Source organism: Streptomyces sp. NPDC002588 (assembly GCF_040295925.1).
Classification (GTDB): domain Bacteria; phylum Actinomycetota; class Actinomycetes; order Streptomycetales; family Streptomycetaceae; genus Streptomyces.
The window spans coordinates 1-24,312 of the sequence record NZ_JBEOWF010000078.1 but is presented as its reverse complement, the minus strand read 5'-3'; the positions used below and the strand labels follow the sequence as shown (position 1 = coordinate 24,312).

At 70.3% G+C, this 24,312-nt stretch carries 17 protein-coding genes and 1 pseudogene; 5 read left to right on the top strand and 13 right to left on the bottom strand.

Translation table 11 applies throughout. The annotated features are described in order from the left end of the window. Window positions 1-56 precede the first annotated feature (56 nt). Window positions 57-494 carry a hypothetical protein gene (locus ABT057_RS47520; protein WP_352351366.1) on the bottom strand — a complete coding sequence of 146 codons (438 nt, stop codon included), beginning with the start codon at window positions 492-494 and terminating at the stop codon, window positions 57-59. A 93-nt stretch (window positions 495-587) separates the two neighbouring features. Here ABT057_RS47520 and ABT057_RS47515 point away from each other — a divergent pair, with 93 nt between their 5' ends. The 3 genes from ABT057_RS47515 (at window position 588) to ABT057_RS47505 (ending at window position 4,041) form a co-directional block, all read left to right on the top strand. Further along, a complete protein-coding gene (locus ABT057_RS47515; RefSeq protein WP_352351364.1) occupies window positions 588-1,106 on the top strand; it encodes a tetratricopeptide repeat protein in 519 nt (172 codons plus the stop codon). A 45-nt stretch (window positions 1,107-1,151) separates the two neighbouring features. Then, window positions 1,152-3,077 carry a hypothetical protein gene (locus ABT057_RS47510; RefSeq protein WP_352351362.1) on the top strand — a complete coding sequence of 642 codons (1,926 nt, stop codon included), beginning with the start codon at window positions 1,152-1,154 and terminating at the stop codon, window positions 3,075-3,077. A 274-nt stretch (window positions 3,078-3,351) separates the two neighbouring features. After that, window positions 3,352-4,041, top strand: a complete 690-nt coding sequence (locus tag ABT057_RS47505; RefSeq protein WP_352351360.1) for a TetR/AcrR family transcriptional regulator — start codon at window positions 3,352-3,354, stop codon at window positions 4,039-4,041. Between the two features lie 16 nt (window positions 4,042-4,057). Here ABT057_RS47505 and ABT057_RS47500 read toward each other — a convergent pair whose 3' ends face one another. The 6 genes and pseudogenes from ABT057_RS47500 to ABT057_RS47475 form a co-directional block, all read right to left on the bottom strand. Further along, the gene (locus ABT057_RS47500) at window positions 4,058-4,423 is read right to left on the bottom strand and encodes a 5-carboxymethyl-2-hydroxymuconate Delta-isomerase (RefSeq protein ID WP_352351358.1); all 366 of its coding nucleotides are present in this window, start codon (window positions 4,421-4,423) and stop codon (window positions 4,058-4,060) included. A 31-nt stretch (window positions 4,424-4,454) separates the two neighbouring features. Further along, a complete protein-coding gene (locus ABT057_RS47495) occupies window positions 4,455-5,855 on the bottom strand; it encodes a PP2C family protein-serine/threonine phosphatase (RefSeq protein ID WP_502974092.1) in 1,401 nt (466 codons plus the stop codon). Next, complete coding sequence (gene pulA, locus ABT057_RS47490) at window positions 5,827-11,178, bottom strand: pullulanase-type alpha-1,6-glucosidase (RefSeq protein ID WP_352351356.1); 5,352 nt, start codon at window positions 11,176-11,178, stop codon at window positions 5,827-5,829. Before pulA ends, ABT057_RS47495 begins: the two co-directional genes overlap by 29 nt. 148 nt (window positions 11,179-11,326) lie before the next feature. Beyond that, window positions 11,327-12,295 (bottom strand): annotated as a pseudogene (locus ABT057_RS47485) (glycoside hydrolase family 62 protein); the annotation flags it as partial. A gap of 219 nt (window positions 12,296-12,514) precedes the next feature. Next, the gene (locus ABT057_RS47480; RefSeq protein WP_352351354.1) at window positions 12,515-13,888 is read right to left on the bottom strand and encodes an alpha-amylase; all 1,374 of its coding nucleotides are present in this window, start codon (window positions 13,886-13,888) and stop codon (window positions 12,515-12,517) included. Window positions 13,889-13,999: 111 nt separating this feature from the next. Further along, entirely contained in the window at window positions 14,000-14,890 is an 891-nt protein-coding gene (locus ABT057_RS47475) for a helix-turn-helix domain-containing protein (protein ID WP_352351352.1), read from the bottom strand. Window positions 14,891-15,100: 210 nt separating this feature from the next. Here ABT057_RS47475 and ABT057_RS47470 point away from each other — a divergent pair, with 210 nt between their 5' ends. Continuing rightward, window positions 15,101-15,979 (top strand): helix-turn-helix domain-containing protein, encoded by an 879-nt coding sequence (locus ABT057_RS47470; protein WP_352351350.1) that lies wholly within the window; start codon window positions 15,101-15,103, stop codon window positions 15,977-15,979. A 58-nt stretch (window positions 15,980-16,037) separates the two neighbouring features. On the opposite strand, the gene ABT057_RS47465 is transcribed toward ABT057_RS47470, so the two are convergent. The 6 genes from ABT057_RS47465 to ABT057_RS47440 form a co-directional block, all read right to left on the bottom strand. After that, a complete protein-coding gene (locus ABT057_RS47465) occupies window positions 16,038-16,481 on the bottom strand; it encodes an RlpA-like double-psi beta-barrel domain-containing protein (protein ID WP_352351348.1) in 444 nt (147 codons plus the stop codon). Window positions 16,482-16,710: 229 nt separating this feature from the next. Then, the gene (locus ABT057_RS47460) at window positions 16,711-17,487 is read right to left on the bottom strand and encodes an Fpg/Nei family DNA glycosylase (protein ID WP_352351346.1); all 777 of its coding nucleotides are present in this window, start codon (window positions 17,485-17,487) and stop codon (window positions 16,711-16,713) included. A 131-nt stretch (window positions 17,488-17,618) separates the two neighbouring features. Beyond that, window positions 17,619-19,361 (bottom strand): glycoside hydrolase family 13 protein, encoded by a 1,743-nt coding sequence (locus ABT057_RS47455; protein ID WP_352351344.1) that lies wholly within the window; start codon window positions 19,359-19,361, stop codon window positions 17,619-17,621. A 143-nt stretch (window positions 19,362-19,504) separates the two neighbouring features. Next, on the bottom strand, window positions 19,505-20,413 hold the full coding sequence (locus tag ABT057_RS47450; RefSeq protein WP_352351342.1) for a sugar ABC transporter permease: 909 nt from the start codon (window positions 20,411-20,413) through the stop codon (window positions 19,505-19,507). A 14-nt stretch (window positions 20,414-20,427) separates the two neighbouring features. Further along, entirely contained in the window at window positions 20,428-21,432 is a 1,005-nt protein-coding gene (locus tag ABT057_RS47445) for a carbohydrate ABC transporter permease (RefSeq protein WP_352351340.1), read from the bottom strand. 98 nt (window positions 21,433-21,530) lie between these two features. Beyond that, entirely contained in the window at window positions 21,531-22,805 is a 1,275-nt protein-coding gene (locus ABT057_RS47440; RefSeq protein ID WP_352351338.1) for an extracellular solute-binding protein, read from the bottom strand. Between the two features lie 365 nt (window positions 22,806-23,170). Here ABT057_RS47440 and ABT057_RS47435 point away from each other — a divergent pair, with 365 nt between their 5' ends. After that, window positions 23,171-24,205, top strand: coding sequence for a LacI family DNA-binding transcriptional regulator (locus tag ABT057_RS47435; RefSeq protein ID WP_352351336.1), 1,035 nt, complete (start codon window positions 23,171-23,173; stop codon window positions 24,203-24,205). The last annotated feature ends 107 nt before the right edge of the window (window positions 24,206-24,312 follow it).

Below are 24,312 nucleotides of genomic sequence, written 5' to 3'. Positions count from 1 at the left end.
ACTTTGATGGGCGGCGGTGAGGATCCCTCACCGCCGGCCTTCTCAGTTGTCCTGTGTCAGTGACCGGAGTGCGTGGCGCCGCCCGACTCCATCGCCGCGTGGTCGGTGCCCTCCTCGATGTCGCCGCCGAGCGTCTTGCGCAGCGCGTTCACCGTGCTGGTCTCACCCACGGCCACCCACTTGCGGCCGACCAGGTAGTGACCGCCGTAGTCCTTGGCGCCGTTGATCCACTCGCGCTGGCCGCGGTCGGTGGCGAAGGTCGCCAGGATGAACTTGCCGTCGGCGTTCTTGCAGATCGCCTGTCGGATCTCGTCCGCGTCGGTCTGCATGTTCGGCTTGCACTTCACCTCGGCGGCCAGGTGCTCCAGGCTGCCGGTCGCCGCCGACGGCACGGCCGCCACGGCCTCCGCGTCTCCTTCGGAACCACCGCATCCGGTCAGCGCCAGCGCCGCCGCGGCGGCGGCCACCGCGAGCATCGGTCGGGTCACCTTCATCTGTCCTCCCTGCAAGAGCCTCGTCCTGGATACGGCTCCCGCGCGCGGTCCGCTCAAAATACCGGTGAAACCCGGGCACTGACGTGCGAAAGTATGCCGGTGAACCGAGACGAAGAAGACTGGGAAAACCGCGTGGCGGCCGCCTGGGCCACCCTGGACGACCATCCGGAGGAGCGGGCCGGCGACTTCCGGGCCGTGATCGACGCGCTCGTCGCCGAACTTCCCGCAGACAGCCCGCTCGGTCCCTTCGAACAGGCCTGCGCCTGGGACTCCACCGGCCACTCCGACAAGGCCGAACCTCTGTACCGGGAGGCGCTCGCCCGCGGTCTGAGCGAGGTCAGCCGCTACAAGGGCCGTCGCGCCAAGATCCAGCTCTCCAGCTCGCTGCGCAACATCGGGCGGCCCGAGGAGGGCGTCGAACTGCTCACCCCGGAACTGGACGCCCCGTCCGACGAGCTGGACGACGCCGTCCGCGGCTGTCTGGCGCTGTGTCTGTCGAGCCTGGGCCGCGACCGCGAGGGCCTCTCCCTGGTCCTCGGCGCCCTCGCCCCCCATCTGCCGCGCTACCAGCGGTCGATGGCGAACTACGCGCGGGCGCTCGTGGCGGAGTGACCCGTCCGCCGGTGACCATCCACCGGCTCGCTCGTTGCGCTGGACGTGCAGTCACAGGATGTCGCCCCGCGCCCCGCACCCGGTTCCGCCGCCGCCCGGATCGTCGACGTCGAGCAGGCCGAGGCCGCGCTCGTCGAGCACTACCCGCGTCTCGTCCGGCTCGCCTATCTGCTGCTGCCGCCCGGCCTCGGCCGCAGCCGCCGGGTCCTGACCGCGCACGCCCTCGTCCAGCGCGCCCTGCCCCGCGGCCGCACCTCGGCCCCGGTCATCCCGGCCCAGTCCGCGGGGCGTGACGGCGACCCCGGATACGCGTACGTCCGCCTGCAGGTGGTGCGTACGGCACTGGAGGCGGGCCGGCCGCTGCGGCGCCGGGCGTGGCCCAGGCGGGCACAGCTCCCGGCGCTGCTCCCCCAGGTCCGCGGACTGAAGCTGTTCCCGCGCTCCGGCGGCGCCGACGAACTCGCCCTGGACCAGCGGCTGGCCGGTCTGACCGGCCCGGCCCGCGCCGCCTACGTGCTGCGCGGCCTGGAGAAGCTCCCCGACGGCGATGTCCGCGAGGTGCTCGCCGACGCGGACGCGGAAGGCGTGGACGCGGCTCTGGACGAGGCAGGCACGGTGCCCGCCGACGGCTACGCACTGCTCGACTCCCCCGAGTTCGACGCCTGTTCGCTCCAGGCCCGGCCCACCGACCTGATCCGCCGCCGCCGGCACACCAGGGCCGCGCTGGCCGCCGCGGCCGCCCTCGCGGTGTGCGGCGCCCTGGTCGCGCTGCCCGGCGACGGCTGGGGCCCGGACGGCGCGGCCGCCCCGGTGTACGCGCGGAACCCGGCCGCGGAGGCGGCCCTCGACCCGGGCCGGCTGCTACGGGTCTCCCCGGTCGCCTGGAAGACGTCCGCACGCACCGACTTCTCCGTCTGGCCCGCCCGCGGCCCCCTCGTCCGGGACACCGGGCTGCTGCGCCGCGCTCTCGCCGTCTGGGCCCGCCCCGGTGAGACGGTCCGGGTCTCCGCGACCCCCGGCACCCTCTCGGGCGGCCCGGCCGGCCCACCGCAGCTCCTCTACGCCGGCGGCGTCGGCAACGCACGCGTGGTGATCCTCTACGACGGTCTGCGCATCGCCCGCTACGCCGAGCCCGAGGACGGCACGGCCGGGGCGGCCCTGGACTTCGCGCGGGTCGACGGCGCGCGGGGCACCGAGGCGGGCGCGATCGTCCTGAACCGGACCGACGGCAACGTCCGCTGGCTGACGGCGCCCTGGGTGACCAGGGCCGAGGAACGGGACCTCTCCAAGCCGGGCGCCGGGACGTTGAACCTGACACTCACCGGCGGCATCACCTCACCGCTGGCCAGCCCGGCCACCCGGTCCGGCACCTGCACCAGCTGGAACGTGCTCCAGCTGACCGACGCCTACGGCACCCAGCTGCTGACCGACCTCGGCGAACTCGTCCCCGCCCGCCTCACCACGGGCCGGCCCGGCTCGACGAAGCCGGCGACCGGCGCCGAGGCGCTGAGGACCTGGGCGCCGTTCGCCTGCTCGCTGTCCGACGTGCGCGGGCAGGGCGTACGGACGGTCAACATGTGGTCGTACGCGCGGCAGTCGCTGCCCGATGCGAGCGGATCGGCGGAATGGGTGTGCACCCGTGCCGAGACCTGGCGGGGCGACGGGAGCCGGGTCCTCGCCCAGTTCCGCACGCCGGGCGGGCTGTCCGGATCGGCCGTGGCGAAGGCCGGGGACGTGCCGGCCTGCGGGCCGCATGATCCGCATGTGCTGGCCGGGGTCCTGTGGAAGTCGGAGGGCGGCCATTGGTACCTCCTCGCGGCGGGCGACAGGACGACCGGGTCCGTGCGGGCGAGCGGCGGGGTGAACGGCTCGGCGTCCGGCAACCTGCTGGCCGTACCCGCCGAGAAGGGCGCGCGGGCGGAGCTGAAGGGCGTCCTGGAGGACGGGAGCTCGGTGAGCGGCCTCAACTGACCGGCGCGGGACGGCCGCCGTGGGCCAGCGGGTGCCGTCCGTCCGGATCGAAAGGTTCACGCCACACGCCGTACGAGGAGACGCCTTCGAGGTCGAACTCCACCGCGGCGGACGCCGGGGGCCGTCTGCTCCTGCGAGCAGGGGTTCCGCGGAACGTGCAGGCAACGGATACCGGAAGGGGAGGTTCGCCGCCCACCGTTGTGGTGCCGGGCAGGTGAACACCCTTGACCGAGCCGGTCCGTTGGAGGCCGGATCCGATCGGTAAGGTGTTCGTATGACTACCGGGGTTCGTCGAAGAATGGGAGTCGAGGAGCGTCGGCAGCAGTTGATCGGCGTCGCCCTCGAACTGTTCGCCCAGCGCTCGCCCGACGAGGTCTCCATCGACGAGATAGCGGCGGCCGCCGGCATCTCGCGCCCCCTCGTCTACCACTACTTCCCCGGCAAACTCAGCCTGTACGAGGCCGCGTTGAAGCGCGCGTCCGAGGACCTCGCCGCCCGGTTCGTCGAACCGCACGAAGGGCCGCTGGGCTCCCGGCTGTTGCGGGTGATGCGCCGGTACTTCGACTTCGTCGACGAGCACGGCCCCGGTTTCTCCGCCCTCATGCGCGGCGGTCCGGCCGTCGGCTCCTCCACCACGAACGCCCTCATCGACGCCGTGCGCCAAGCCGCCTACGAGCAGATCCTCTCCCACCTGGGGATCGCCGACCCGCCCGCACGCCTGGAGCTGGTCGTCCGCTCGTGGATATCGCTCGCCGAGTCGACCGCCCTGATCTGGCTGGACGGGCGGCGCATCCCGCGCGCGGAGCTGGAGATCCAGCTCGTGCACGACTTCGCCGCGCTGACCGCCGTGAGCGCGGCCTACGACCAGGAGATGCGCTCCCTCCTGCGCCCGATGCTGACCGGCGAACCGGCGAACGGCCCCTTCGGCGACCTCGCCACCCGCCTCATCGCCCTCGCGTCGTGACCGTCGCTCGCGGCGGTCACTCCCGTTCGAACTTGCGGTACGACGGGTCCAGGTCGCGTACCTCGGCGGAGGCGTGCAGGACGAACCCATCGTCCTCCACGTGCTTGCGCAGCAGTTCCAGGACGGCCTCGGTCAGCCGCGCCTTGGTCTCGTCGGTGCGGCCGGCGAGCAGCCCGAGGGTGACGTGGACGACGGCGTGTCCGTCGTCCAGCGGGTCCGCGTAGGCGAACGCGGTGAGGTCGGCCTCCCGGAACAGGGTCTTGCAGGCCTCCGGCTTGGCGGCCGCGATCTCCACCACCGAGGCGTGCAGGGCCTCGGCGAAGGCGGCCGGGTCGAAGGCGTTCCTCATCGTCCGCGAGTAGTCGACGGTGATGTTCGGCATGAGCACTCCTGCTTCTGGGGCGTCCTGGGGCTCACCCTAACCGCAGCGCCAGCATCGCCACATCGTCCTCCCGGTCGTGACCGAAGCGCCCGAGCAGCAGGTCGCACAGGGCGTCCAGACCCGGCGGGGCGTCGGCGGCCGCCGTGCGCAGTTGTTCCAGGGAGGCCGAGAGGTCGGTGCCGCGGGACTCGATCAGCCCGTCGGTGACCATCAGCAGCCGGTCGGCGGGCCCCATCAGCAGTTCTGTCGGCTCCGGCCGCTCCAGCCCCAGCCCCAGCAGCGGCCCGGCCACGTCGACGTACTCCGCGCCGCCGCCGTCCGCGACGAGCAGCGGCGGGAGATGCCCGGCGTTCGCCACCCGCAGCCGCCCGGTGGCCGGGTCCAGCAAGGCCAGGCACACGGTCGCGGTGACGTCCGGGTGGTAGTGCAGGAGCATCCGGTCGAGCCGGGCGGCCAGCGCCGCCGGGTCGGCGTCCTCGACGGCGTAGGCGCGCAGCGCGTGGCGGATCTCCACCATCACGGTGGCCGCCTCCAGCGAGTGTCCGACGACGTCCCCGACCGCGGTGAGCACCCCGGCGGCGGTGGACACGGCCGCGTAGAAGTCGCCGCCGATCTCGGTCTCCCGGGACGCGGGCACGTACCGCACGACCAGGTCGACGCCCGGCAGCCGGGGCGGCCGGTCCGGGCGGGGCAGGAAGCTGTGCTGCAGGGTGCGCGCCACATGCCGCTCCGCCTGGTACAGCAGCAGCGCCTCGGCGGCGAGCGCGGTGACCTGGGCGAGCCGGGAGAGCAGTCCGTCGTCGGTGACCGGCACGGTGGCGGGGACGGCCACGCAGACCGGGGTGCGCCGGCCCTGGGTCACGGTCGGCACCAGCCGGGCCGCCTGCCGCAGGCCCGGCCGGAAGAACCCGGCCGGCCACAGCGTCGCGGGCACGACCACCCCGCGCACGGCGCCGCGCCCCGGCGCGAGCCGGCCGACCAGCCGGGCCACCGTCGCATGGGCGTCCGCGTCCGGCAGCCCTCGGGGGCCGCGGCCGCGCGAGCTGCCGTGGTGCAGTTCTCCGTCCGGGCCGGCCACGAAGACCACGGCGGGGGCACCGGTGAGCCGGGCGGCCCCTTCGGCGGCGGCGTCGGCCAGTTCCGCCGGGCCGCGTGCCCGCTGCACGGCCACGGTCGCCTCCGCGAGCAGCGTCAGCCGCCTGGCCCGCACCTCCGCGTCGCCCCGGCGGCGCGCCCCGCGCAGCGCAGCCCGGACGACGGCGTGGATCTCCAGCGGATCGGCGGGCACCGTCTGACTCCCGGCCCTCTCGGAAACGACATCGGAAACGACGTCCGAACGACGTCGGAACGACGTGGTGGGGCGGCCCCGTCTTCCGGGACCGCCCCACCAACCTAGCCCTGTATCAGGAGTCCCGGGAGAATACCGCGACAGTGCGACCCGGAACGGCGAATGTGCCCGATTCCCGTACGTAGGAGGAGGCCTTGACGGTAGGGTCCGCGCCCGATGCCTGCACCGGGTGCAGTCGGTAGCCCCGGCCGGCGAGGGAAACGATCCGCTGCTTCTGCTCGGCCGGCGTCGCGTTGAACACGACGACCAGGTCACCCAGCTCCATGGTGATCACCCCGGGAGTCTCGTCCTTCCCGGACAGCGGGAAGGAGAGTGCCGCCCGCACCTGGCCGGCCGTGCCGAGGGAGAACGCCTTCTCCGTCGTGCGGATCCGCAGCAGGTCCCGGTAGGCGGAGGAGGCGCCGTCGATCTGCGCGCAGCCCACCGTGACGGCGGTCAACAGAGGCTTGGCGTAAGGCCACTTGGCGGCGTTGTCGGCGGCCGGGGGCAGCCCGCGTCCAAAGCCGTTGCCGTCGGCGCAGTTCCAGTGGATCGCGTTGAACCAGTCGCCGCTGTCGTAGGAGTTGCGGTCCAGGGATTTGGAGCGCAGCAGGTCGGAGCCGCCCTGGGAGAGCGACGGACCCTGTGAGAGGGCGGCGGTGGCCATCGCGAGGACCTGCATCCGGGCCCGGTCGGAGGCACTTGTCGATGCGGGCAGCTTGTATGCCAGGGCGTCGAACAGCGACTCGTTGTCGTGCGCGTCCGTGTAGGCGAGGGCGTCGCCCGGCGCGTCCGCGTACCCGGCGGGCTGCCCGTTGTAGTCGACCTCGGCGCCGGTGACCTCCTTGCCGTCGGTGTCGGTGAAGGTGAAGTCCTCGAGATTGCCGGAGAGCCCGACCTTGATCAGGTCCTGGTAGTGCAGGAGACGGGCCTTCTGCTCCGCCGGAGTGCCGTTCGCGGGCGATGAGTTGGGGTCGGTGTAAAGGCCGGACGCGAAGCCCTGGACGCCGGGGTCCTGGTCGAAGGGGCCGCCGCCGCGTACGGCGTCCCGTGCCCGGTCGGAGAAGGTCGCGACCCCGGTTCCGGCCATGTTCCGCTGCGTGGCCTGCACGAAACGGGCGTCGTCGGCGACCTCGCCGAAGTTCCACCCCTCGCCGTACAGGATGATCTTCTTGCCGTCGACGCCGTCCTTGGCGGGGGTCAGCGCGTCCAGGGCCTTCCTGACGGCCAGGATGTTGGCCTTCGGGTGGTGGCCCATGAGGTCGAAGCGGAAGCCGTCGACCTTGTACTCCCGGGCCCAGGTGACGATCGAGTCGACGACGAGCTTGCCCATCATGGCGTTCTCGGTCGCCGTGTTCGCGCAACAGGTGCTGTTCGCCACCGACCCGTCGGCGAGGAGCCGTTGGTAGTAGCCGGGCACGATCCGGTCCAGGACGCTGGTGTCCGCCTGACCGCTCGCCGCGGTGTGGTTGTAGACCACGTCCATGACGACCCGCAGGCCGTCCTCGTTCAGCGCCTTCACCATCTCGCGGAACTGGACCGTACGCGCGGTGCCGTCCGGGTCGGTGGCGTACGAACCCTCGGGGACCGTGTAGTGGTAGGGGTCGTAGCCCCAGTTGTAGGCGTCCTTCGCGGCGGTCTCGGCCACGCACTCCTGCTGCCGCCCGGAGTCGGGGGCGTACGAGGCGAGATCGCAGCCGGTGCTCGCCTGGTCGGCCTTCCGCTCCGGGATCGTGGCGATGTCGAACACGGGCAGGAGGTGGACGTAGGACGTGCCCGCCTTCGCCAGCGCGCGCAGATGCTTCGAGCCGTCGCTGCCGGGATCGGTGAAGGCCAGGTAGGTGCCCCGGTCCCGCACGGGGGTCGTCGAGTCCGCCACCGAGAAGTCCCGGACGTGCAGTTCCTGGATCTGGGCGTCCTTCAGCGGGACGGCCTTCGGCTTGGCCAGGCTCGACCAGCCGCGGGGAGCCAGGGACTCGTCGTCGAGATCGACGACGAGGCTGCGCTCCGAGTCGGCGGTGAGGGCGACGGAGTAGGGGTCGGTCACCTTGTTCGTGACGACCTTCCGGACACTGGGCGCCCAGACCTTCACGACGTACCGATAGGCCTTGTTCTTCCAGGACCTGGGCCCGGTGACGGACCAGACGCCGGTGCCTGCGTCACGGTGCATCGGCCTGGTGGCGCCGTCGATCTCGAGCCCGACGGACTGCGCGGTGGGCGCCCAGACGGCGAGTGTGGGACGCCCGTCGCGGAAGACGGGTCCGAGTTCCGCGGTCGTCGCCCCGCCGTACAGGTCATCGAGGACGCCCGCGATCTGCACGCCCGTCGCCGCCGACACGGCTCCGTTCACGGCGCGTTGGGAGGCGACGAGCTGCCCGGTGAGCGCCTCGCGCACCCGGTCGCGGTCGCGCGGGTCCACCGACCAGGCGGCGTAGTCCTTCAGATGCGGGAACTTCGCCTTCTGGGCGTCGGTGAGGGTGGTCCTCGTCAGGCGCAGCCATCTGGCGTCCCCGGTGAGGGTGCCGTCCTTCACCTCGATGTCGCCCTGCCCGCTGTACAGCAGCTGGGTGGAGGCGGCGGTCTCGGAGCCGTTCCAGGCGACGGTGTTCCGGTCGATCCAGATCGCCTTGGAGGTGGTCAGGTCGAGGGCGGCGGCGGACCCGGCCGGCTGCGGCAGCAGGTACTTCTCCTGCCCGTCCAGCAGCCACACCTCGTGCCCGTTCGCGGTGAGGTCGAGGGACTGGTCGGCGGGCAGGTCCTTCTCGTCGCCCTTGTGGAGGATGTAGCCGAGACTGGTCGCCCCGTCGGTGAGCGGTACCTCGAAGACCGCGCCGAAGGCGTCCGTCCTGGCCGGCTTCAGGGGATTCGACCAGTCCGTGGGGTTCGCGGCACCGGACCAGACGTGCAGGCCCCAGCCGTCGTAGTCGCCGTCGGCGCGGTGGTAGTGCAGCACGGCCTTGGTGGTGTCCTGGGGCGGGTAGTCGGGTTTCTGCGTCTCCACGGCCTCCTTGCCCTGCTCGATCCAGACCTCACCGGTCTTCGTCACGTCGATCGCGCGGTCGGCGGAGACGTCCTTGTTCCCGTCCTTGTCGATGACGAGGAAGCCGACGTCCGACGCGCCCGGCTTCAGCTTGACGTAGGCGAAGGCGCCGTAGGCGTCACGGCCGGTGAAGGGATGACTGTCCGGCCAGTTCGTCGCCTCGCCGTCGGCCAGGTCGCCCCACGCGTACAGTCCCCAGTCGGCGTAGTCGCCGTCGGCGCGCTTGTAGTGGACGATCGCGTAGTCGCGGGAGGAGACGGTGGGGGTCTCCTCGGCGGGCGGGGTGCCGGTGCCGGACGCGGCCGTGGCGCTCGCCGTACGTCCTGCCGAGTCGACGACAACCGCCTTGTAGCGCAGGGCTGTTCCGGCCGGTACGTCCTTGTCGATGGTCTGGGTGACCTTGTAGGGGGCGTGGTCGGCGGAGCCGAGGGTCCGCCACTTTCCGTTGCCGGTCCGAGCGGCGAAGACGACCCGGTCGAGCTGCCCGCCCTCGACGTCCGCGGTGAGCTCGACCGTGCCCGTGGCGCCGGTCTCGGGGGCCTTGAGGGTGATCGTCGGCCTGGTGGCGGGCTCGGCGAGCCTGCCGGCCGCCTTGAGGACGATGGCGGAGCCGGCCGGGACGGTGACGGTGATCCTCTTGTCGGCGCCGGACTTCGCCGTGGCTCCGGTGCCGTAGATCCCCCGGTACGACATGCCCGCCGAACCGGTGGGGAAGGTCGCCGACCTGGCCTCGCCTGCGTTGTTGAAGGCGACGACGTACTCGGTCCTGTCACCGCCGGTGCGGGAGAAGGCGTAGACACCGGCGCCGTCGGCCGCGTACCGCTCGGTCTGGACGCCGTCCGTCAGGGCCGGGTTGGCCTTGCGGAGCTCGGCGAGGGCGGCGATCCGCCGGTACAGCGGGGCGGAGGTGTCGTAGGCGTCGCTCGCGTGGGTGCGGTCGGTGCCGATCTCGTCGTCGTCGAGGTAGTCGGCGACCTGGGAGGCGAACATCGTCTGGCGGGCGTCCTTGTCGCCGCCGGAGCCGGTGAAGCCCTGCTCGTCGCCGTAGTAGACGACGGGGTTGCCGCGGCTGAGGAACATCAGTTCGTTGGCGAACTGATCCTTCTTCAGCAGCTCGGCGTCGGTGGCCTTCGGGTTGTCCTGGGCGAGGAAGTGGCCGATGCGGCCCATGTCGTGGTTGCCGAGGAAGGTGACCTGCTCGTACGCGTTGGCCTTGTCCGTCGTGTACTTGTAGTCGTCGGCGAAGACGGACGCGAGCTGCCGCGCGCTGCCGCCCTGGGAGGCGTACTGCCGGGCCGCCTCCTGGAAGGGGAAGTCGAGGGTGGCGTCCAGGCGGCCCCGGGTGACGTACGGCGAGGTGATCGACGTGTCGGCGGAGTAGACCTCGCCGAACATGAAGAAGTCGTCCCGCCCCTGCCTGGCCGCGTACGCGTCGAGCGCGGTGGCCCACTGGGTCCAGAACTCCATGTTCACGTGCTTCACGGTGTCGATCCGGAATCCGTCGATGTCGAAGTCCCGCACCCAGCGCCGGTAGATCCTCTCCATTCCGCTGACGACCTCGGGGCGCTCGGTCCACAGGTCGTCGAGGCCGGAGAAGTCGCCGTAGGTCGCGGATTCGCCGGCGTAGGTGGAGTCGCCCCGGTTGTGGTACATCGTCGGGTCGTTGAGCCAGGACGGGACCTTGGAGTCCGAGGTGACCGTCGGTGTGCGCGGGAAGGAACCGGCGTCGACGGCGGGGAACCCGCCGCCGGCCGCGTAGTCGGCGTCGTCGAAGGGCTCGCCGTCCTTCGTCAGGTACGGGAAGGCGCCCTTGGACAGGTAGTCGTAGGACTTCTCGTCGTAGTCGACGACGTCGGCGGTGTGGTTGGTGATGACGTCGAAGAAGACCTTCATGCCCTTGGCGTGCGCCTTGGCGATGAGGGTCTCGAGGTCCTTGTCGGTGCCGAAGTGCGGGTCGACCCGGGTGAAGTCGGTGATCCAGTAACCGTGGTAGCCGGCCGAGGCGTTGCTGCCGGTGCCCTGCACGGGCCGGTTCTTGAAGATCGGGGCCATCCAGATGGCGGTGGTGCCGAGGCCCTTGATGTAGTCGAGCTTCTTCGTCAGCCCCTTGAGATCGCCGCCCTGGTAGAAGCCCTTGTCGGTGGGGTCGTAGCCGGTGCTGAGGCGTGAACCGGTCAGCCCGCCCCGGTCATTGGAGGCGTCCCCGTCGGCGAAACGGTCCGGCATGACGAAGTAGAACTGCTCACGGGTGTCGTCGTGCCGGGCGGGCGCGGCGGCGAGCCGCGCGTCGGACGGGGGTGGCGGCGGGCTGACCGCGTGCGCGGCGAGCGGCTGCACGAGTGCTGCCGTCAGCGCGGTCACGGTGACGGCGGCGATTCTCGGTATCACAGGCGGGAACTCCTTGCGATGACGGCTCCTGGGTCCGACCCCGCGCGACCGTATCGCCGACGAAAGCTTTACAGCAAGAGTCCTGCAATTCATGGCAAGGACTTTCACCGAAGCCTGCCCTGCCCGCCACCACGGGAAGTGAACCGGCTCAGCAGTTCGAGTTGGTCTGGGTGAGCAGTCCCAGCCGCCACGGCAGCGTGTTGTAGGGGCCGGTGGCGGCCGGGTCCAGGCCCTGGTAGAGGAACTGGAGACGGCAGGGGTTGACGCCGAGGGTCTGGTCGGAGCCGGACCGGATCATCTCGCCGTGGCTGATGTCGTCGGTCCAGGCCGTGCCGTTGAAGGTGACGTTCGTGGAGCGGGCGAAGGGGTTGGACTCGCTGTCGGCCAGGGCGGTCCAGGTGCCGGTGAGACCGGTCGACGTCCAGGAGCGGAAGTAGCGCCTGCCGTTGCCGCCGATCGCCTCGACCAGCAGCAGATAACTGTCGGTGCCGGTCAGTTTGTAGACGTTGCTCGCCTCCCACAGGCGGTACCTGCTGCTGTCGGACATCACCATCACCGTGTCGGTGAAGCCGTCGGGGAAGGCCGAGAGGGTGGTCCGCGAACGGTAGAGGTGCCCGTTGTCGTCGGAGGAGAAGAGGTAGCAGTTCGCGGTGTCGCAGATCGTCCAGAAGTCGACCCAGTAGCCGCTGCCGATGTTGTCCTTGATGATCTGCGGCATGCCGGCGGCGTAGAACTTCTTCGGCGCGGTCCACGAGCCGGGGTTGCCGATGTCCGCCGTGGTCGAGTAGGCCGCGTTGTCGCCGGTCTGGTAGACGAGGTACCAGAGCTTCTGCGGGGCGAAGTAGAAGACCTGCGGTGCGGCCTTGTAGCCGGTGCCGATCGGTGTCTGGTCCAGGTAGTACTGCTGGGCGGTCGCGGCCTGCGACCAGTCGGTGAAGTTCAGGTACACCATGCTGTATCCACCGCTGCCGGCGGTGGAGGCGAACACATGCCACCGGCCGCCGGAGTACACGACCGACGGATCCTTGATCGCGGCCAGGTTGTGGCTCGCGTCGGACTTCACGGAGATCAGGGGCCCGCTCGACGCCCACTGGAAGCTGCCGGGCAGGGCGGTGGCCGCCGGCGACGGTGACACCGCCGTCCCCAGCAGCAGAGCGAGCCCGCCCAATAAGAGCCCCAGACGTCCTGTCACGCGCATCGCGACTCCTCTCGTCCCATTATGGGAGCGCTCCCATGACTGACTGTGCGGAACGTAGGACGGGGCTCCGGAGGCGTCAACCCCTCGCGGACCGCGCGTCGCCGGCTTCCACGACGCGCGGTGCGCGGAGAGAGACGCTCAGCAGCTGCTCTTGCCCGCGTAGATCGCGAGGGCGGTGTTGCCGCCCAGGGTGGCGGTGAACTGACCGCCGGCGTTCACGGTCACGGTGGTGTTGTTCTGCACGTTGCAGTACGTCCCGGCGGCGAGGGACGTCTGATAGGTCCGGGTCAGCGAGCCGCTCTCGTGGTTGATGGCGACGTAGCCCTTGGCACCCCGGCCGAAGGCGATGGCGTCGGCGCCGTCGTCCCACCAGTCGGTGACGGACTGGCCGCGGGTCGCGTTACGGAAGGCGACCATGCGCAGGATCTCCGGCCAGGCGTGCTGGCACTTCCACCCGTCCTGCCAACAGGCGTTGACGGTACCGCCGTTGGGCGGACCGGCGTCCGTATCGGTCCATTCATAACCGGAGTTGATGTCCGGGGCGCCGTACGGGTAGGCGAGCATGAAGACGTTGGCGAGGGTGTAGTTGGCGCCGTCCTTGTAGTTGAGCGTGGAGCCGTTCCGTTCGGTGTCGTGGTTGTCGACGAAGACACCGGCGACGGAGCTGCTCATGTACCCCCAGCCCTCGCCGTAGTTCTTCAGGTAGGCGAGGTTCTCGTTGTTGAAGACCCGCTTGAGGTCGTAGGCGTAACGGAACTCCTGCACGTCCCCGTTGCCGGTGTACTCGGTGGGCTGCACGGCCTCGCCGGAGCCGTAGATGACCTCCTGCTTCCAGTACGCGTTCGGGTTCGTCAGCCGCGACTTGATGTTCGCCAGGTCGGCGGTGTCGATGTGCTTGGCCGCGTCGATGCGGAAGCCGTCGACACCGAGGGTGAGGAGGTCGTTCATGTACCCGGCGATGGTCTTGCGGACGTAATCCTCACCGGTGTCCAGATCGGCCAGACCGACGAGTTCGCAGTGCTGGACGTTCCAGCGGTCGCTGTAGTTGGTGACTTGTGCGGTGCAGTCGTCGAAGTCGTAGGAGGAGTACAGGCCGGGGTAGTCGTACTTCGTGTACGAGGACCCGCCGGTGCCGGTGCCGCTGCCCGCCGACATGTGGTTGACGACGGTGTCGACGACGACCTTCACGCCCGCCGCGTGGCAGGTGTTCACCATGTTCTGGAACGCGGTGCGGTCCCCGAGCCGCCCCGCGATCCTGTAGCTGACCGGCTGGTACGACGTCCACCACTGCGAGCCCTGTATGTGCTCGGCGGGCGGCGAGACCTGGACGTATCCGTAGCCGGCGGGGCCGAGGGTGTTGGTGCACTCCTTCGCCACCGAGGCGAAGTTCCACTCGAAGAGGACGGCGGTGACGTCCTTGGTGCCGGGTGGGGAGGCATGGGCCGCGGGACCGACGAGGGTCAGGCCGGCGGCGAGGGCGAGGGCGCCCGAAAGGGATCTGCCGTGTGCCATGTGGGGGTTCCTTCTCCGTTGAAGGTTCTTGCTGCAATCTTTCAGAAACCTTGCGGTGGCGCGATGTTACGGGTGCGATGGCCGAAGCGGGAGAGGGGCGGCGTGAAAAAATCAGCGCCGGAGGTCCCGGAGTGCGGTGGTGGTGCGCCACTCGCTCGGGGACATGCCGTAGGCGGCGCGGAAGGCCCGGCTGAAGTGGGAGTAGCTGGTGAAGCCGTAGCGGTGTGCGACAGCCGTCAGCGCCGGGGGGTTTCTCGCGGGGTGGCCGAGTGCGCGGCGGCAGGCCTCCAGGCGGCGGTGCTGGATCCAGCGGCTGACGGTGGTCCCCTCGTACTGGAACAGCCGGTGGATGTGGCGCACGGAGATGTGGTGCGCGACGGCGATCGTGCCCGGGGTGAGGTCCGGATCGGTGAGGTGGTCCTCGATGAAGCCCTTGATGCGCAGCCGCAGCAGAGTGGCGGCGGCGTCGGCGCCGGGCCGTGGGGTGTCCTGTGCCAGCCGCTCGGCGGCGACCGTGGCCAGCAGGTCCGCGGCGTTGCGGGCGAGCAGGGGGCGGAGGTGCGGTCCGTAGGTGCCGGCTCTGTCGGCGAGCCGGCAGAGGAAGGGGACGGCCAGAGCGGCGGTCTGGGGGTCGGGCAGGACGGGTTCCTCGGTGATGCGCCGCCGGTCGGCTTCGCGCAGCCCCAGCCACTGCGCCGGCAGGCGGAAAGCGTGCGTGCGGGAGCGGTCCGGACAGGTGAGGGTGTAGGGCCGGGTGGGGTCGGTGAAGGCGAGGCATCCGGGCTGGAGCAGTGTCCGCCGGCCGTTCTGGTCGATGATCACGGAGCCGCGCTCCTGGAGGAGCACCGTGATGTGGTCGTCGCGCGTGAGGTTGGCGATCGCCCGCAGGGACGTGTGGGCCGGCAGGGGGCCGGTCTCGGTGGTGGTGACGTACAGGGGGCCGAGCCGGTGGGTGGTGACGGTGCCGCCCAGCGGCGGATCGGCGGCCGGCGCGACTCCCATGACGGTTCTCCTCCCCTGCTGCGGTCCCCTGCTTCCAGACCGGCCAGGGGCCACCCGGGTTGGGGCCGGGGAGGCGTCGTTGTGGGGCATGATCTCTGGCGCTGACGGGCAACTCGGCCTCCTGCCGGGCCCCTACCGTCGTGCCGCCCGTTGATCGGACTTCGCGCGACCTGACCCGTGCGGGAGTCCCCCTCTGAGGAGATGCGTGCGATGACCACTGCCCGCTACGAACCTTCTGCGCTGCCCTCCGGGCACGAACTCCAGTCCTCTTGGCGGTCGTTGAGTGTGGCACGGGTGTTGGTGGCGCCAGGGCTGGTCGAGTGGGAGCAGTCGCCCTCGGACCGGTTCCGGATCGTGGCACATCTGCGGGGTACCGCCCGGTTCGAGGCGGACACCGGTGACGGTCGGTGGCGTTCGGCGTCGTGTTCGCCCGGCGACGCCTGCCGGATTCCTCCCGGGCGCCCGATCTCGGTGCGCTGCCGGCTGCTGGGACCGGGCCCCATGGAAATCGTGCACATCCTCCTGCCGGTGGAGATCTTCCGGCGCCATCTGGCCGAGGACCCCGACGGCCGGGCCGCCGATCTGCAGTCGCTGGAGCGGCTGGCGGGACAGGACCCGCTGATCACCACCATGGCCGCCGCGCTGGTCCGGGCCCGCGACACCGGAGCGGGACAGCTCTACGCCGACTCCGCCGCGGAGTACCTCGCCGCGCATCTCCTCGCGCCCCCGCACGGCAGGCCCGCCGTGTCGGGGGCGCTCGGTCCGCGGCAGATGGACACGGTCGTCGCGTACATGCGCGCCCATCTCGCCGACCGGATCGGTCTGGACGACCTGGCCCGGGAGGTCGCGCTGAGCCGGTTCCACTTCCTGCGGCTGTTCTCCGCGACGACCGGGCAGACGCCCCATCAGTTCCTCACCGGGCTGCGGATCCAGACCGCGCGCCGATTACTGGAGGCGGGTGACGAACCGGTGGGCAGGATCGGCGTGCTCTGCGGGTTCAGTACGGCCAGTCACTTCACCATGGTGTTCCGCCGGCATGTCGGTCATACGCCCACGGAGTACCGGCGGCTTCGGCGCGGACACGGGTGAACGACGGGACAGGCCCGGCCGAGGGGGCACACCCGGCCGGGCCTGCAGATGGAACGGATCAGATGTAGTCAGCCCAGTAGGTGCTGAACCTGCCGACGCCGAGGTCAGCGATCACGCCGAACGCGGCGGGGCTGAGGTCCACGTCGTACGCCGCACAATTCGCGCACCTGTCGACGATCTTTGCCCACGTGGCCTTCCCCGTCGGACCGTAGACGATCACGTACTTGCCGCACACCGGGGAGTTGTTGGGGTTGGGGTAGCTGCCGTACATCTGCGGGGAGACCGCCGCCACCAGCTCGTTGTCACCGTGCCACTCACCGCACGCCCCGACACCGACGCTCGGGTTGTACCAGGTGATGCTCCCGTAGTGCCAGGTCTCCGCAGAGGCGGGGGAGGCGCCCAACGCGGACGTGGCGGCGATGCCGGCGGCAACCGCGCCGACCGTCAGGGTGCGCCGGGTGGCGCTCTTCATGGTTTTGAAGGACTTCACGACACTGAACACGTTTCAACTCCAGGGGAGAGAAGGCGAGTTTGCGAAGTCCGGATCCGGGACCGTGCACTTGCTCTGGCCAGCAGCGACGATACGCAATTCCCGTGCGGTACCTCTGTCGTGGAAGTGCGATCAGTTGTCGGGATGTTGCGGGGTTGACGACGCGCGGGAACGAAAGGGCCCGGGCCGCGTGAAGCGGTCCGGGCCCATGGCCCTCATCGGGGGTGCGGATCCTGCTCCCCTACTGGCAGCGCGGGCACCACACCGTGCCGCGGCCCCCGACCCGTGTGCGGCGCAGGTGGGTGCCACAGCGCGGGCAGACGGGGTCCGGGTCGTCGCGGTGGCCGGTGAGCCAGGAGTCCCGGGGCGGGACCCGGCCTGCGGTGACCGCGGAGCGCAGGGTGCGGCGCATATGGGTGTGGAGGCGGCCGAGGTCTGCCTCGTCGAGTTCGTTCGCCCGGCTGGTGGGGCGCAGCCTCGCGCGCCACAGGATCTCGTCGGCCAGCAGATTGCCGAGCCCGGCGAGGACGGCTTGGTCGGTGAGGACCGTCTTGACGCTGCCGCGGTGTGCGGTGAGCGCGGCCGCGAAGGCGGCGCGGTCCACGGTCAGCGCGTCGGGGCCCTGGTGGTCCAGCAGCCGTGCGACCCCGGACTCGTCGTCGGCCAGCCAGAGGCCCTGGAGTTTGCGCTGATCGCGGTAGCGCAACTGCCGGTCGCGGGCCACGGTGAACAGCACGCGGTCGTGGGCCTCGGCGGTGTCGTCGGGGTGGGCGCAGAGCAGCCGGCCGGTCATGCCGAAGTGCAGCATGAGGGTGGGGCCGCCGGTGCGGGCGAGCAGCCACTTTCCGTGCCGCTCCGGTTCGGTGAAACGCCGTCCCTCGAGCGCGTCGCGCAGCCGTCGCGCGCCGACCTCGTGCAGCACGCCCGTGTCCCGCACGTCGACGCGCTGGATGACCCTGCCCTTCGCACAGGTCCTGAGCACCCTGCGGAACCCTTCGACGTCCGGCAGTTCGGGCATGGGACTGTCCTCCCGGTCGTTCTCCCGGTCGTCCTTCCCCTTTCTCCATGGTGGCTCCCGGCAGGCCGCCCCGCAGCACGAAGGCCCGCCGTTTCCCGGGGGAACGGCGGGCCTCGCGGTGCGGTGGATCGTCAGGCCGTCGTCCACCACACCGTCGTGTCGGCCGGCACCTTCGCCTCGCCGTCCGTCTCGGCCACCTCGCCGCTGGCGAGCAGGACACGGCCGTACGCCGGGATGCGGACCGACTCGCCCGAGGTGTTCGCGACGCACACGAACTCGCCGCGGCGGAAGGCCAGTACGCCTTCCGGCGCCTTCAGCCACTGCACCGAGTCGCCTGCGCCCAGGTCGGGCTGGGTGCGGCGGGCGCGGAGGGCGGAGCGGTAGAGCTCCAGGGTCGAGTCCGGCTCTCCTTCCTGTGCCTCCACGCTCAGTTCGGCCCACGTCGACGGCTGGGGCAGCCAGCTGCCGCCCGTGCCGAAGCCGTACGACGAGCCCTCACGTGTCCAGGGGATCGGCACCCGGCAGCCGTCGCGGAAGCCGTCCTGGCCGGCGCCCCGGAAGTAGGCGGGGTCCTGGCGGACCTCGTCGGGGAGGTCGACGACGTCGGGCAGGCCGAGTTCCTCGCCCTGGTAGACGTAGGCCGAGCCGGGCAGTGCCAGCATCAGCAGCGTCGCCGCCCGCGCCCGCCTCAGGCCGAGCTCCCGGTCGCCCGCCGTGCGGATCTGGGTGCCGAGGCCGGGCGGGTTGGCGAAGCGGGTGGCGTGGCGGGTGACGTCGTGGTTGGAGAGGACCCAGGTGGCCGGGGCGCCGACGGGGCGCATCGCCTCCAGGGTGCGGTCGATGACCGTCCGCAGCTCCTCGGCGTCCCAGTCGGTGCTCAGGTACTGGAAGTTGAAGGCCTGGTGGAGTTCGTCGGGGCGGACGTAGTTCGCGGTGCGCTCGATGGTCGGGGTCCAGGCCTCCGCCACGAAGATACGCCCGCCCGTCTCCCACCACCGCCCTTCTGAGGACGGCCCTTCGGGCCCCTTCTCGTTTCCGGAGTACTCGTCGAGGATCAGACGCCACTGGCGGTAGATCTCGTGGACGCCGTCCTGGTCGAAGAACGGCATGACATCGTTGCCCAGCAGTTTCAGCTGGTCGTGGGAGCCGATGTCGGGCAGGCCGGCCGCCTTCACCAGGCCGTGGGCCACGTCGATGCGGAAGCCGTCCACGCCCACGTCCAGCCAGAAGCGCAGGATCGAGCGGAACTCGTCGCCCACCGCCGGGTGTTCCCAGTTGAAGTCGGGCTGCTCGGGGGCGAAGAGGTGGAGGTACCACTCGCCTGCGGAGCCGTCCGGTTCGGTGACCCGGGTCCAGGCCGGGCCGCCGAAGATGGACTCCCAGTCGTTGGGCGGGAGTTCGCCGGTCACGCCCTTGCCGGGGCGGAAGTGGTAGCGGTCCCGCAGCGGTGAGCCGGGGCCCTCCGCGACCGCCCGCTTGAACCACTCGTGCTGGTCCGAGGAGTGGTTCGGGACGAGGTCGACGATGATCCGCAGGCCCAGTGCGTGGGCGTCGCGGATCAGGGCGTCGGCGTCGAGCAGGTTGCCGAACATGGGGTCGACGGCACGGTAGTCGGCCACGTCGTAGCCGGCGTCCGCCTGCGGGGAGGCGTAGAACGGGCTGAGCCAGACGGCGTCCACGCCGAGGCCCTGCAGGTACGGGAGGCGGGTGCGTACGCCTTCCAGGTCGCCCATGCCGTCGCCGTTGCTGTCGGCGAAACTGCGCGGGTACACCTGGTAGATCACCGCGTCCCGCCACCAGTCGCGGCGCTTGGCGACGGTGGCGACGGCCGAGGCGGGCGTGGGGGCCGGGGCGGCGGAGTGCTGCTGGCTCATGGCGTCCTTGGTACGTGACAGGGGTGAGTTCATGGGGCGCGGTTCGGGAGGGGTGATGAGGCGGCCGCGGGGTCGGCGGGGTCGGAAGGACACCGCGGCCGCCACCCGCGCGGTCAGGCGCGCGGGATTCTCGATCGGCGGGGTCAGCCCTTCGTGCCGCCCGCCGTGAGACCGGTGACCAGGTTCTTCTGCACGAGGTAGAAGAACATGGCGGCGGGTATCGCGATCAGCACCGCGGTCGCGGCCATGAGGTTGCGCTGGGCGTCGTGCTCGCTGACGAAGGACTGCAGGCCGACGGCGAGTGTGTACTTGTCGTCGCTGAGCATGAACGTCGAGGCGAAGGCGACCTCGCTGAAGGCGGTGAGGAAGTTGTAGAAGGCGGCCACCGCGAGGCCGGGCTTGGCGAGCGGGAGTACCAGTCGGAAGAAGGTGCCGAAGGGGGTGAGCCCGTCGACGCGTCCGGCCTCGTCGATCTCGAAGGGGATGGTGTCGAAATACCCCTTGAGCAGCCAGGCGCTGTACGGGATGACCGTCGTGCAGTAGACGAGGACGAGGCCGAAGTAGTTGTCGATGAGCTTCAGGTCGGAAAGGATCTGGTACATCGGCACCATCAGGACGGCGACCGGGAACATCTGGGTGACCAGCAGCACCCACATGAACTTCTTGTACCCGGGGAAACGCATGCGGGAGACCGCGTAGCCGGTGGTGGCGGCGATCAGCACGCCGATGAAGGTGGTGCCGAGCGTGACGATGAGCGAGCTCTTCAGCCAGTCGAAGAACTTGGTGTGCTCGAGGACGAACGTGTAGTTGTCGAACGTCATCTTGTTCCAGATGCCGCCCGGGTGGAGGTAGTCGTCCTTGTCCGGGCCGAGGGACAGATAGACCAGCCAGGCGATCGGGAACAGCGCGATCAGGCTCGCGACGGTCAGGAGGCCGTGGGAGACGAGGGCGCCGGCGAGGCCGGTCTCGCCGCGCCGCCGGACCCGGCGGGATGTCCGCGCGGGATCTGCCTTGCTCACGGGGGCGGAGGTCTCCGCTGTGGTCGTGCTCATGAAGAACTCCTGCCTCAGATCGCGAGCTGCTGCTCGTTGCGGTTCAGCCAGCGGCGGTAGAACGAGGTGAAGACGATCAGGATGGCCAGCAGCAGGATGCCGTAGGCGGCGGACTGGGCGAAGTCGCGCGGCTGCTGTCCGAAGCCGAGGTAGTACGCCCAGGTGACGAGGATCTGCGCGTCGGGCGCGGTGTTGCCGAACAGCAGGAAGATCACGGCGAACTGGTTGAAGGTCCAGATGACGCCGAGGAGTACGACGGTGGAACTGACGGTCCTCAGGCCCGGGAGGGTGACGTACCGGAAGCGCTGCCAGGCGCTCGCGCCGTCCATCTCGGCGGCCTCGTAGAGCGAGGCGTCGATGGACTGCAGGCCGCCGAGCAGGGAGATCATCATGAACGGCACACCGCACCAGGTGTTCACCATGATCGCGGCGAACCGCTGCCAGAAGGTGTCCTCCAGCCATGACGGCGAGGGGAGATGCAGTGCGTCGAGCGCGGAGTTGATGATGCCGCCGTCCGCGAGCATGAAACGCCAGCCGAAGACGGTGACGAAGGTGGGCACCGCCCAGGGCAGCACCAGGATCAGCCGGTACAGGGTCCGGCCGCGCAGCTTCTGGTCGAGCAGCAGGGCGAGGCCCAGGCCGAGGGTGTAGTGCAGGGTGACACAGGCCACCGTCCAGACGACCGTCCAGACGAAGTGCGACCAGAAGCGGTCGTACGCGGTGGGGCCCCACAGGATGTCGGCGTAGTTGTCGAGGCCGATGAACTTGTAGGTGGCGTCGATGTGGTTGACGCCGATCGTGCGCGCGGTGTTGAGGCTGTTGGCGTCGGTGAGGGTGAGGTAGAGGCCGTACACCAGGGGGTAGAGCACGAGGACGCCGAGGACGACCGCCACCGGGGCGATCATGACGTAGGCGTACCAGTGCTTCTGGTAGCCGCGCTTGAGGCGCCCGCCCAGGCCGGGCCCTGGCTCACGGTCACCGCGGCGCTTGCCGGTCGCGCGGTCGATGGCGACTGTCATGATTCGACACTTTCTTAGTTCAACGGCGGGTACGGCTCACAGGCCGACGGCCGTCGGGTCCGTCCCCCGAAAAGGCGGACCCGGCGGCCGGTCGGTGCTTACTTGCTGAAGTCCGGCACCAGCTTGGCGATGGCGAGCTCAGCGTTGCTCAGGCCCTTGTCGAGGGACTCCTTGCCGCCCGCGATCTTGGGCAGTTCGGTGTCGAGCGGACCCCACAGGGAGCTGTACTCCGGCAGCGCGGGACGCGGCTGGGCGGCGGCCAGCACGGCGCCGTAGCCGGCGATGCCCGGGTCGGCCTTGACCTCGGCCGTGTAGGCGTCGTCGCGGGTCGGCAGGGTGGAGTTCTTCAGCGCGATGGTCTCCTGGGACTTCGCGGACGTCATGAAGTTGACGAACTTCAGTGCGGCGGCCTGGTGGGCCTTGTCCGAGCCCGCGTAGACGGACAGGTTGTGGCCGCCGGTCGGGGCGCCCGCCTTGCCGGTGGAGCCGGCCGGGACGGTGGCGATGCCGAGGTTGGCCTTGTCCTTGAAGGCGCTGCCCTTGTAGAAGTTCGTGATCTCCCAGGGGCCCTGGATGATCGCGGCGACCTGGCCGTTGACGAACGCGTCCTGGATGTGGGCGTAGGCGTCGGCGGTGGTGTCGGCGTCGTGCAGGCCCTGCCCGGTGAAGAGGCTGAGCCAGGTGCCGTAGGCCTTCTTCGCGGCGGCCGAGTCGACGGTGATCTTCTTCGCGGAGGCGTCGACGGTGTCGGTGCCCTCACCGTAGAGGAAGGTCTGGGCGTAGTAGGCCTGGGTGGAGCCCCAGTAGCCGTAGACGTTGAGCTTGGCGTCGATCCGGGAGGCGTCGGTCTTCAGCTCGTCCCAGGTGGTGGGCGGCGTGGTGATGCCGGCCTTCTTGAACAGGTCCTTGTTGTAGACGAGCGCGAGGGTGTCGGTGACCAGCGGTACCCCGTAGGTCTTGCCGTCGTACTTGGCCTGCTCGATCAGGTTCGACTTGAACTTGGCCTGGTCGGCGAGGGCCTCGGTACCGTCCAGCGGCAGGAAGAACCCCTTCTTGGCGAAGGCGGGGGTCCAGCCGACCTCGGAGCGCAGCACGTCCGGGGCGCCGGAGGCACCGGCGGCCGTGTCGAACTTGTTCTGCGCCTGGTCGAAGGGCACGTTGACGTACTTGACCTTGATGTTCTTGTTGGCGGCCTCGAACTCCTTGACCAAGGCCTGGTACGTCGGCGCCTCATTGGTGGCGTTGGAGGTGTCCCACCAGGTGATGGTGACCGGCCCGCTCGAGTTGTCGCTGCCGCTGTCGTCTCCGCCGCAGGCCGTCGCCGCGAGGGCGAGGGACGCCATCAGCGCGGTGGCCGCTATGCCACGCCGCATGAGTTCTCCTTGAGGGTGAAGGCCCGTGTAGCTACAGGGGGCGGTCCCGTCCACCGTCCCTGCCGACTTCGCCGGCTGCACCGTTGCCGCCGCCGGGCGACGCCGAACGTAACAGCGATGTAAGCGCCGCGAAAGTCCTTGCAGCAAAAAAGTGCAAGAGGATACGGAAGTTACGCCGCCGTGACCCCCCGTCGACCGCCGCGAGACCCTTGTTTTACGGGCCTGAGCGGGCAAGGACCCGGTTGTGCAAGACTCTGCAAGCTCTTGCCATCCGTCACCGACGCGGGGATCATCCCTTATGGGAGCGGGGCGCCGACGAGAACAGAGGGACCGCGATGACGATACGGCCGGTACAGTCCGGTGCCGTGACCACACGGCTTGCCGACATCGCCGCGCAGGCGGGGGTGAGCGAAGCGACGGTCAGCCGCGTCCTCAACGGCAAGCCCGGCGTCGCCGCCACCACCCGTCAGTCCGTGCTCGCCGCGCTGGACGTCCTGGGCTACGAACGCCCGGTCCGTCTGCGCCAGCGCAGCGCGGGCCTCGTCGGCCTCATCACACCCGAGCTGGAGAACCCGATATTCCCGGCCCTGGCCCAGGTCATCGGCCAGGCCCTGACCCGCCAGGGCTACACCCCGGTGCTCGCCACCCAGACGCCGGGCGGCTCCACGGAGGACGAGCTGACCGAGATGCTCGTGGACCGCGGGGTCGCCGGCATCATCTACGTCTCGGGTCTGCACGCCGACACCACGGCCGACACCCAGCGCTACGAGCAGCTGCGCGCACAGGGCGTCCCCTTCGTCCTGGTCGACGGCTTCTCCCCGAAGGTCCAGGCGCCTTTCATCTCCCCCGACGACCGTGCGGCGATGACCCTCGCGGTCACCCACCTCGTCTCCCTCGGCCACACCCGGATAGGCCTGGCCCTGGGCCCCAAGCGGTTCGTGCCCGTGCAGCGCAAGATCGAGGGCTTCGTCCGCGCCATGCAGGAGCAGCTGGGCCTGAGCGCCGAGCGCATCGGGGCGGAGCTCGTGCAGCACTCCCTCTACACCCTGGAGGGCGGCCAGGCCGCGACGGCCGCCCTGATCGACCGGGGCTGTACGGCGATCGTCTGCGCCAGCGACATGATGGCGCTGGGCGCGATACGTACGGCCCGGCAGCGCGGCCTCGCGGTCCCCCGGGACGTCTCGGTGGTCGGCTTCGACGACTCCCCCCTGATCGCCTTCACCGACCCGCCCCTCACCACGATCCGCAAGCCGGTCCCGGCGATGGGCCAGGCGGCGGTGCGCACCCTGCTGGAGGAGATCGGCGGGACGCCGGCACCGCACAGCGAGTTCGTGTTCATGCCCGAACTGGTGGTGCGCGGATCGACCGCTTCGGCCCCCGGGGACCGGAATCGCCCCTAAGGGCTGTCCCGTAATCCCCGGTGGATCAGCGCGCGGCGTCAGATGCGGTGCATCGCAAGGCGGAGGGGCATCCGCATACTGGATGTATGCGGATGTTCCGACAACGC

Coding starts and splice junctions, on each gene's coding strand:
- ABT057_RS47505 (WP_352351360.1), top strand. CDS start 3,352: ATGACTACCGGGGTTCGTCGAAGAATGGGAGTCGAGGAGCGTCGGCAG.
- ABT057_RS47455 (WP_352351344.1), bottom strand. CDS start 19,361: ATGAGCCAGCAGCACTCCGCCGCCCCGGCCCCCACGCCCGCCTCGGCC.
- ABT057_RS47460 (WP_352351346.1), bottom strand. CDS start 17,487: ATGCCCGAACTGCCGGACGTCGAAGGGTTCCGCAGGGTGCTCAGGACC.
- ABT057_RS47445 (WP_352351340.1), bottom strand. CDS start 21,432: ATGACAGTCGCCATCGACCGCGCGACCGGCAAGCGCCGCGGTGACCGT.
- ABT057_RS47470 (WP_352351350.1), top strand. CDS start 15,101: ATGACCACTGCCCGCTACGAACCTTCTGCGCTGCCCTCCGGGCACGAA.
- ABT057_RS47520 (WP_352351366.1), bottom strand. CDS start 494: ATGAAGGTGACCCGACCGATGCTCGCGGTGGCCGCCGCCGCGGCGGCG.
- ABT057_RS47475 (WP_352351352.1), bottom strand. CDS start 14,890: ATGGGAGTCGCGCCGGCCGCCGATCCGCCGCTGGGCGGCACCGTCACC.
- ABT057_RS47500 (WP_352351358.1), bottom strand. CDS start 4,423: ATGCCGAACATCACCGTCGACTACTCGCGGACGATGAGGAACGCCTTC.
- ABT057_RS47450 (WP_352351342.1), bottom strand. CDS start 20,413: ATGAGCACGACCACAGCGGAGACCTCCGCCCCCGTGAGCAAGGCAGAT.
- ABT057_RS47440 (WP_352351338.1), bottom strand. CDS start 22,805: ATGCGGCGTGGCATAGCGGCCACCGCGCTGATGGCGTCCCTCGCCCTC.
- ABT057_RS47480 (WP_352351354.1), bottom strand. CDS start 13,888: ATGGCACACGGCAGATCCCTTTCGGGCGCCCTCGCCCTCGCCGCCGGC.
- ABT057_RS47515 (WP_352351364.1), top strand. CDS start 588: ATGCCGGTGAACCGAGACGAAGAAGACTGGGAAAACCGCGTGGCGGCC.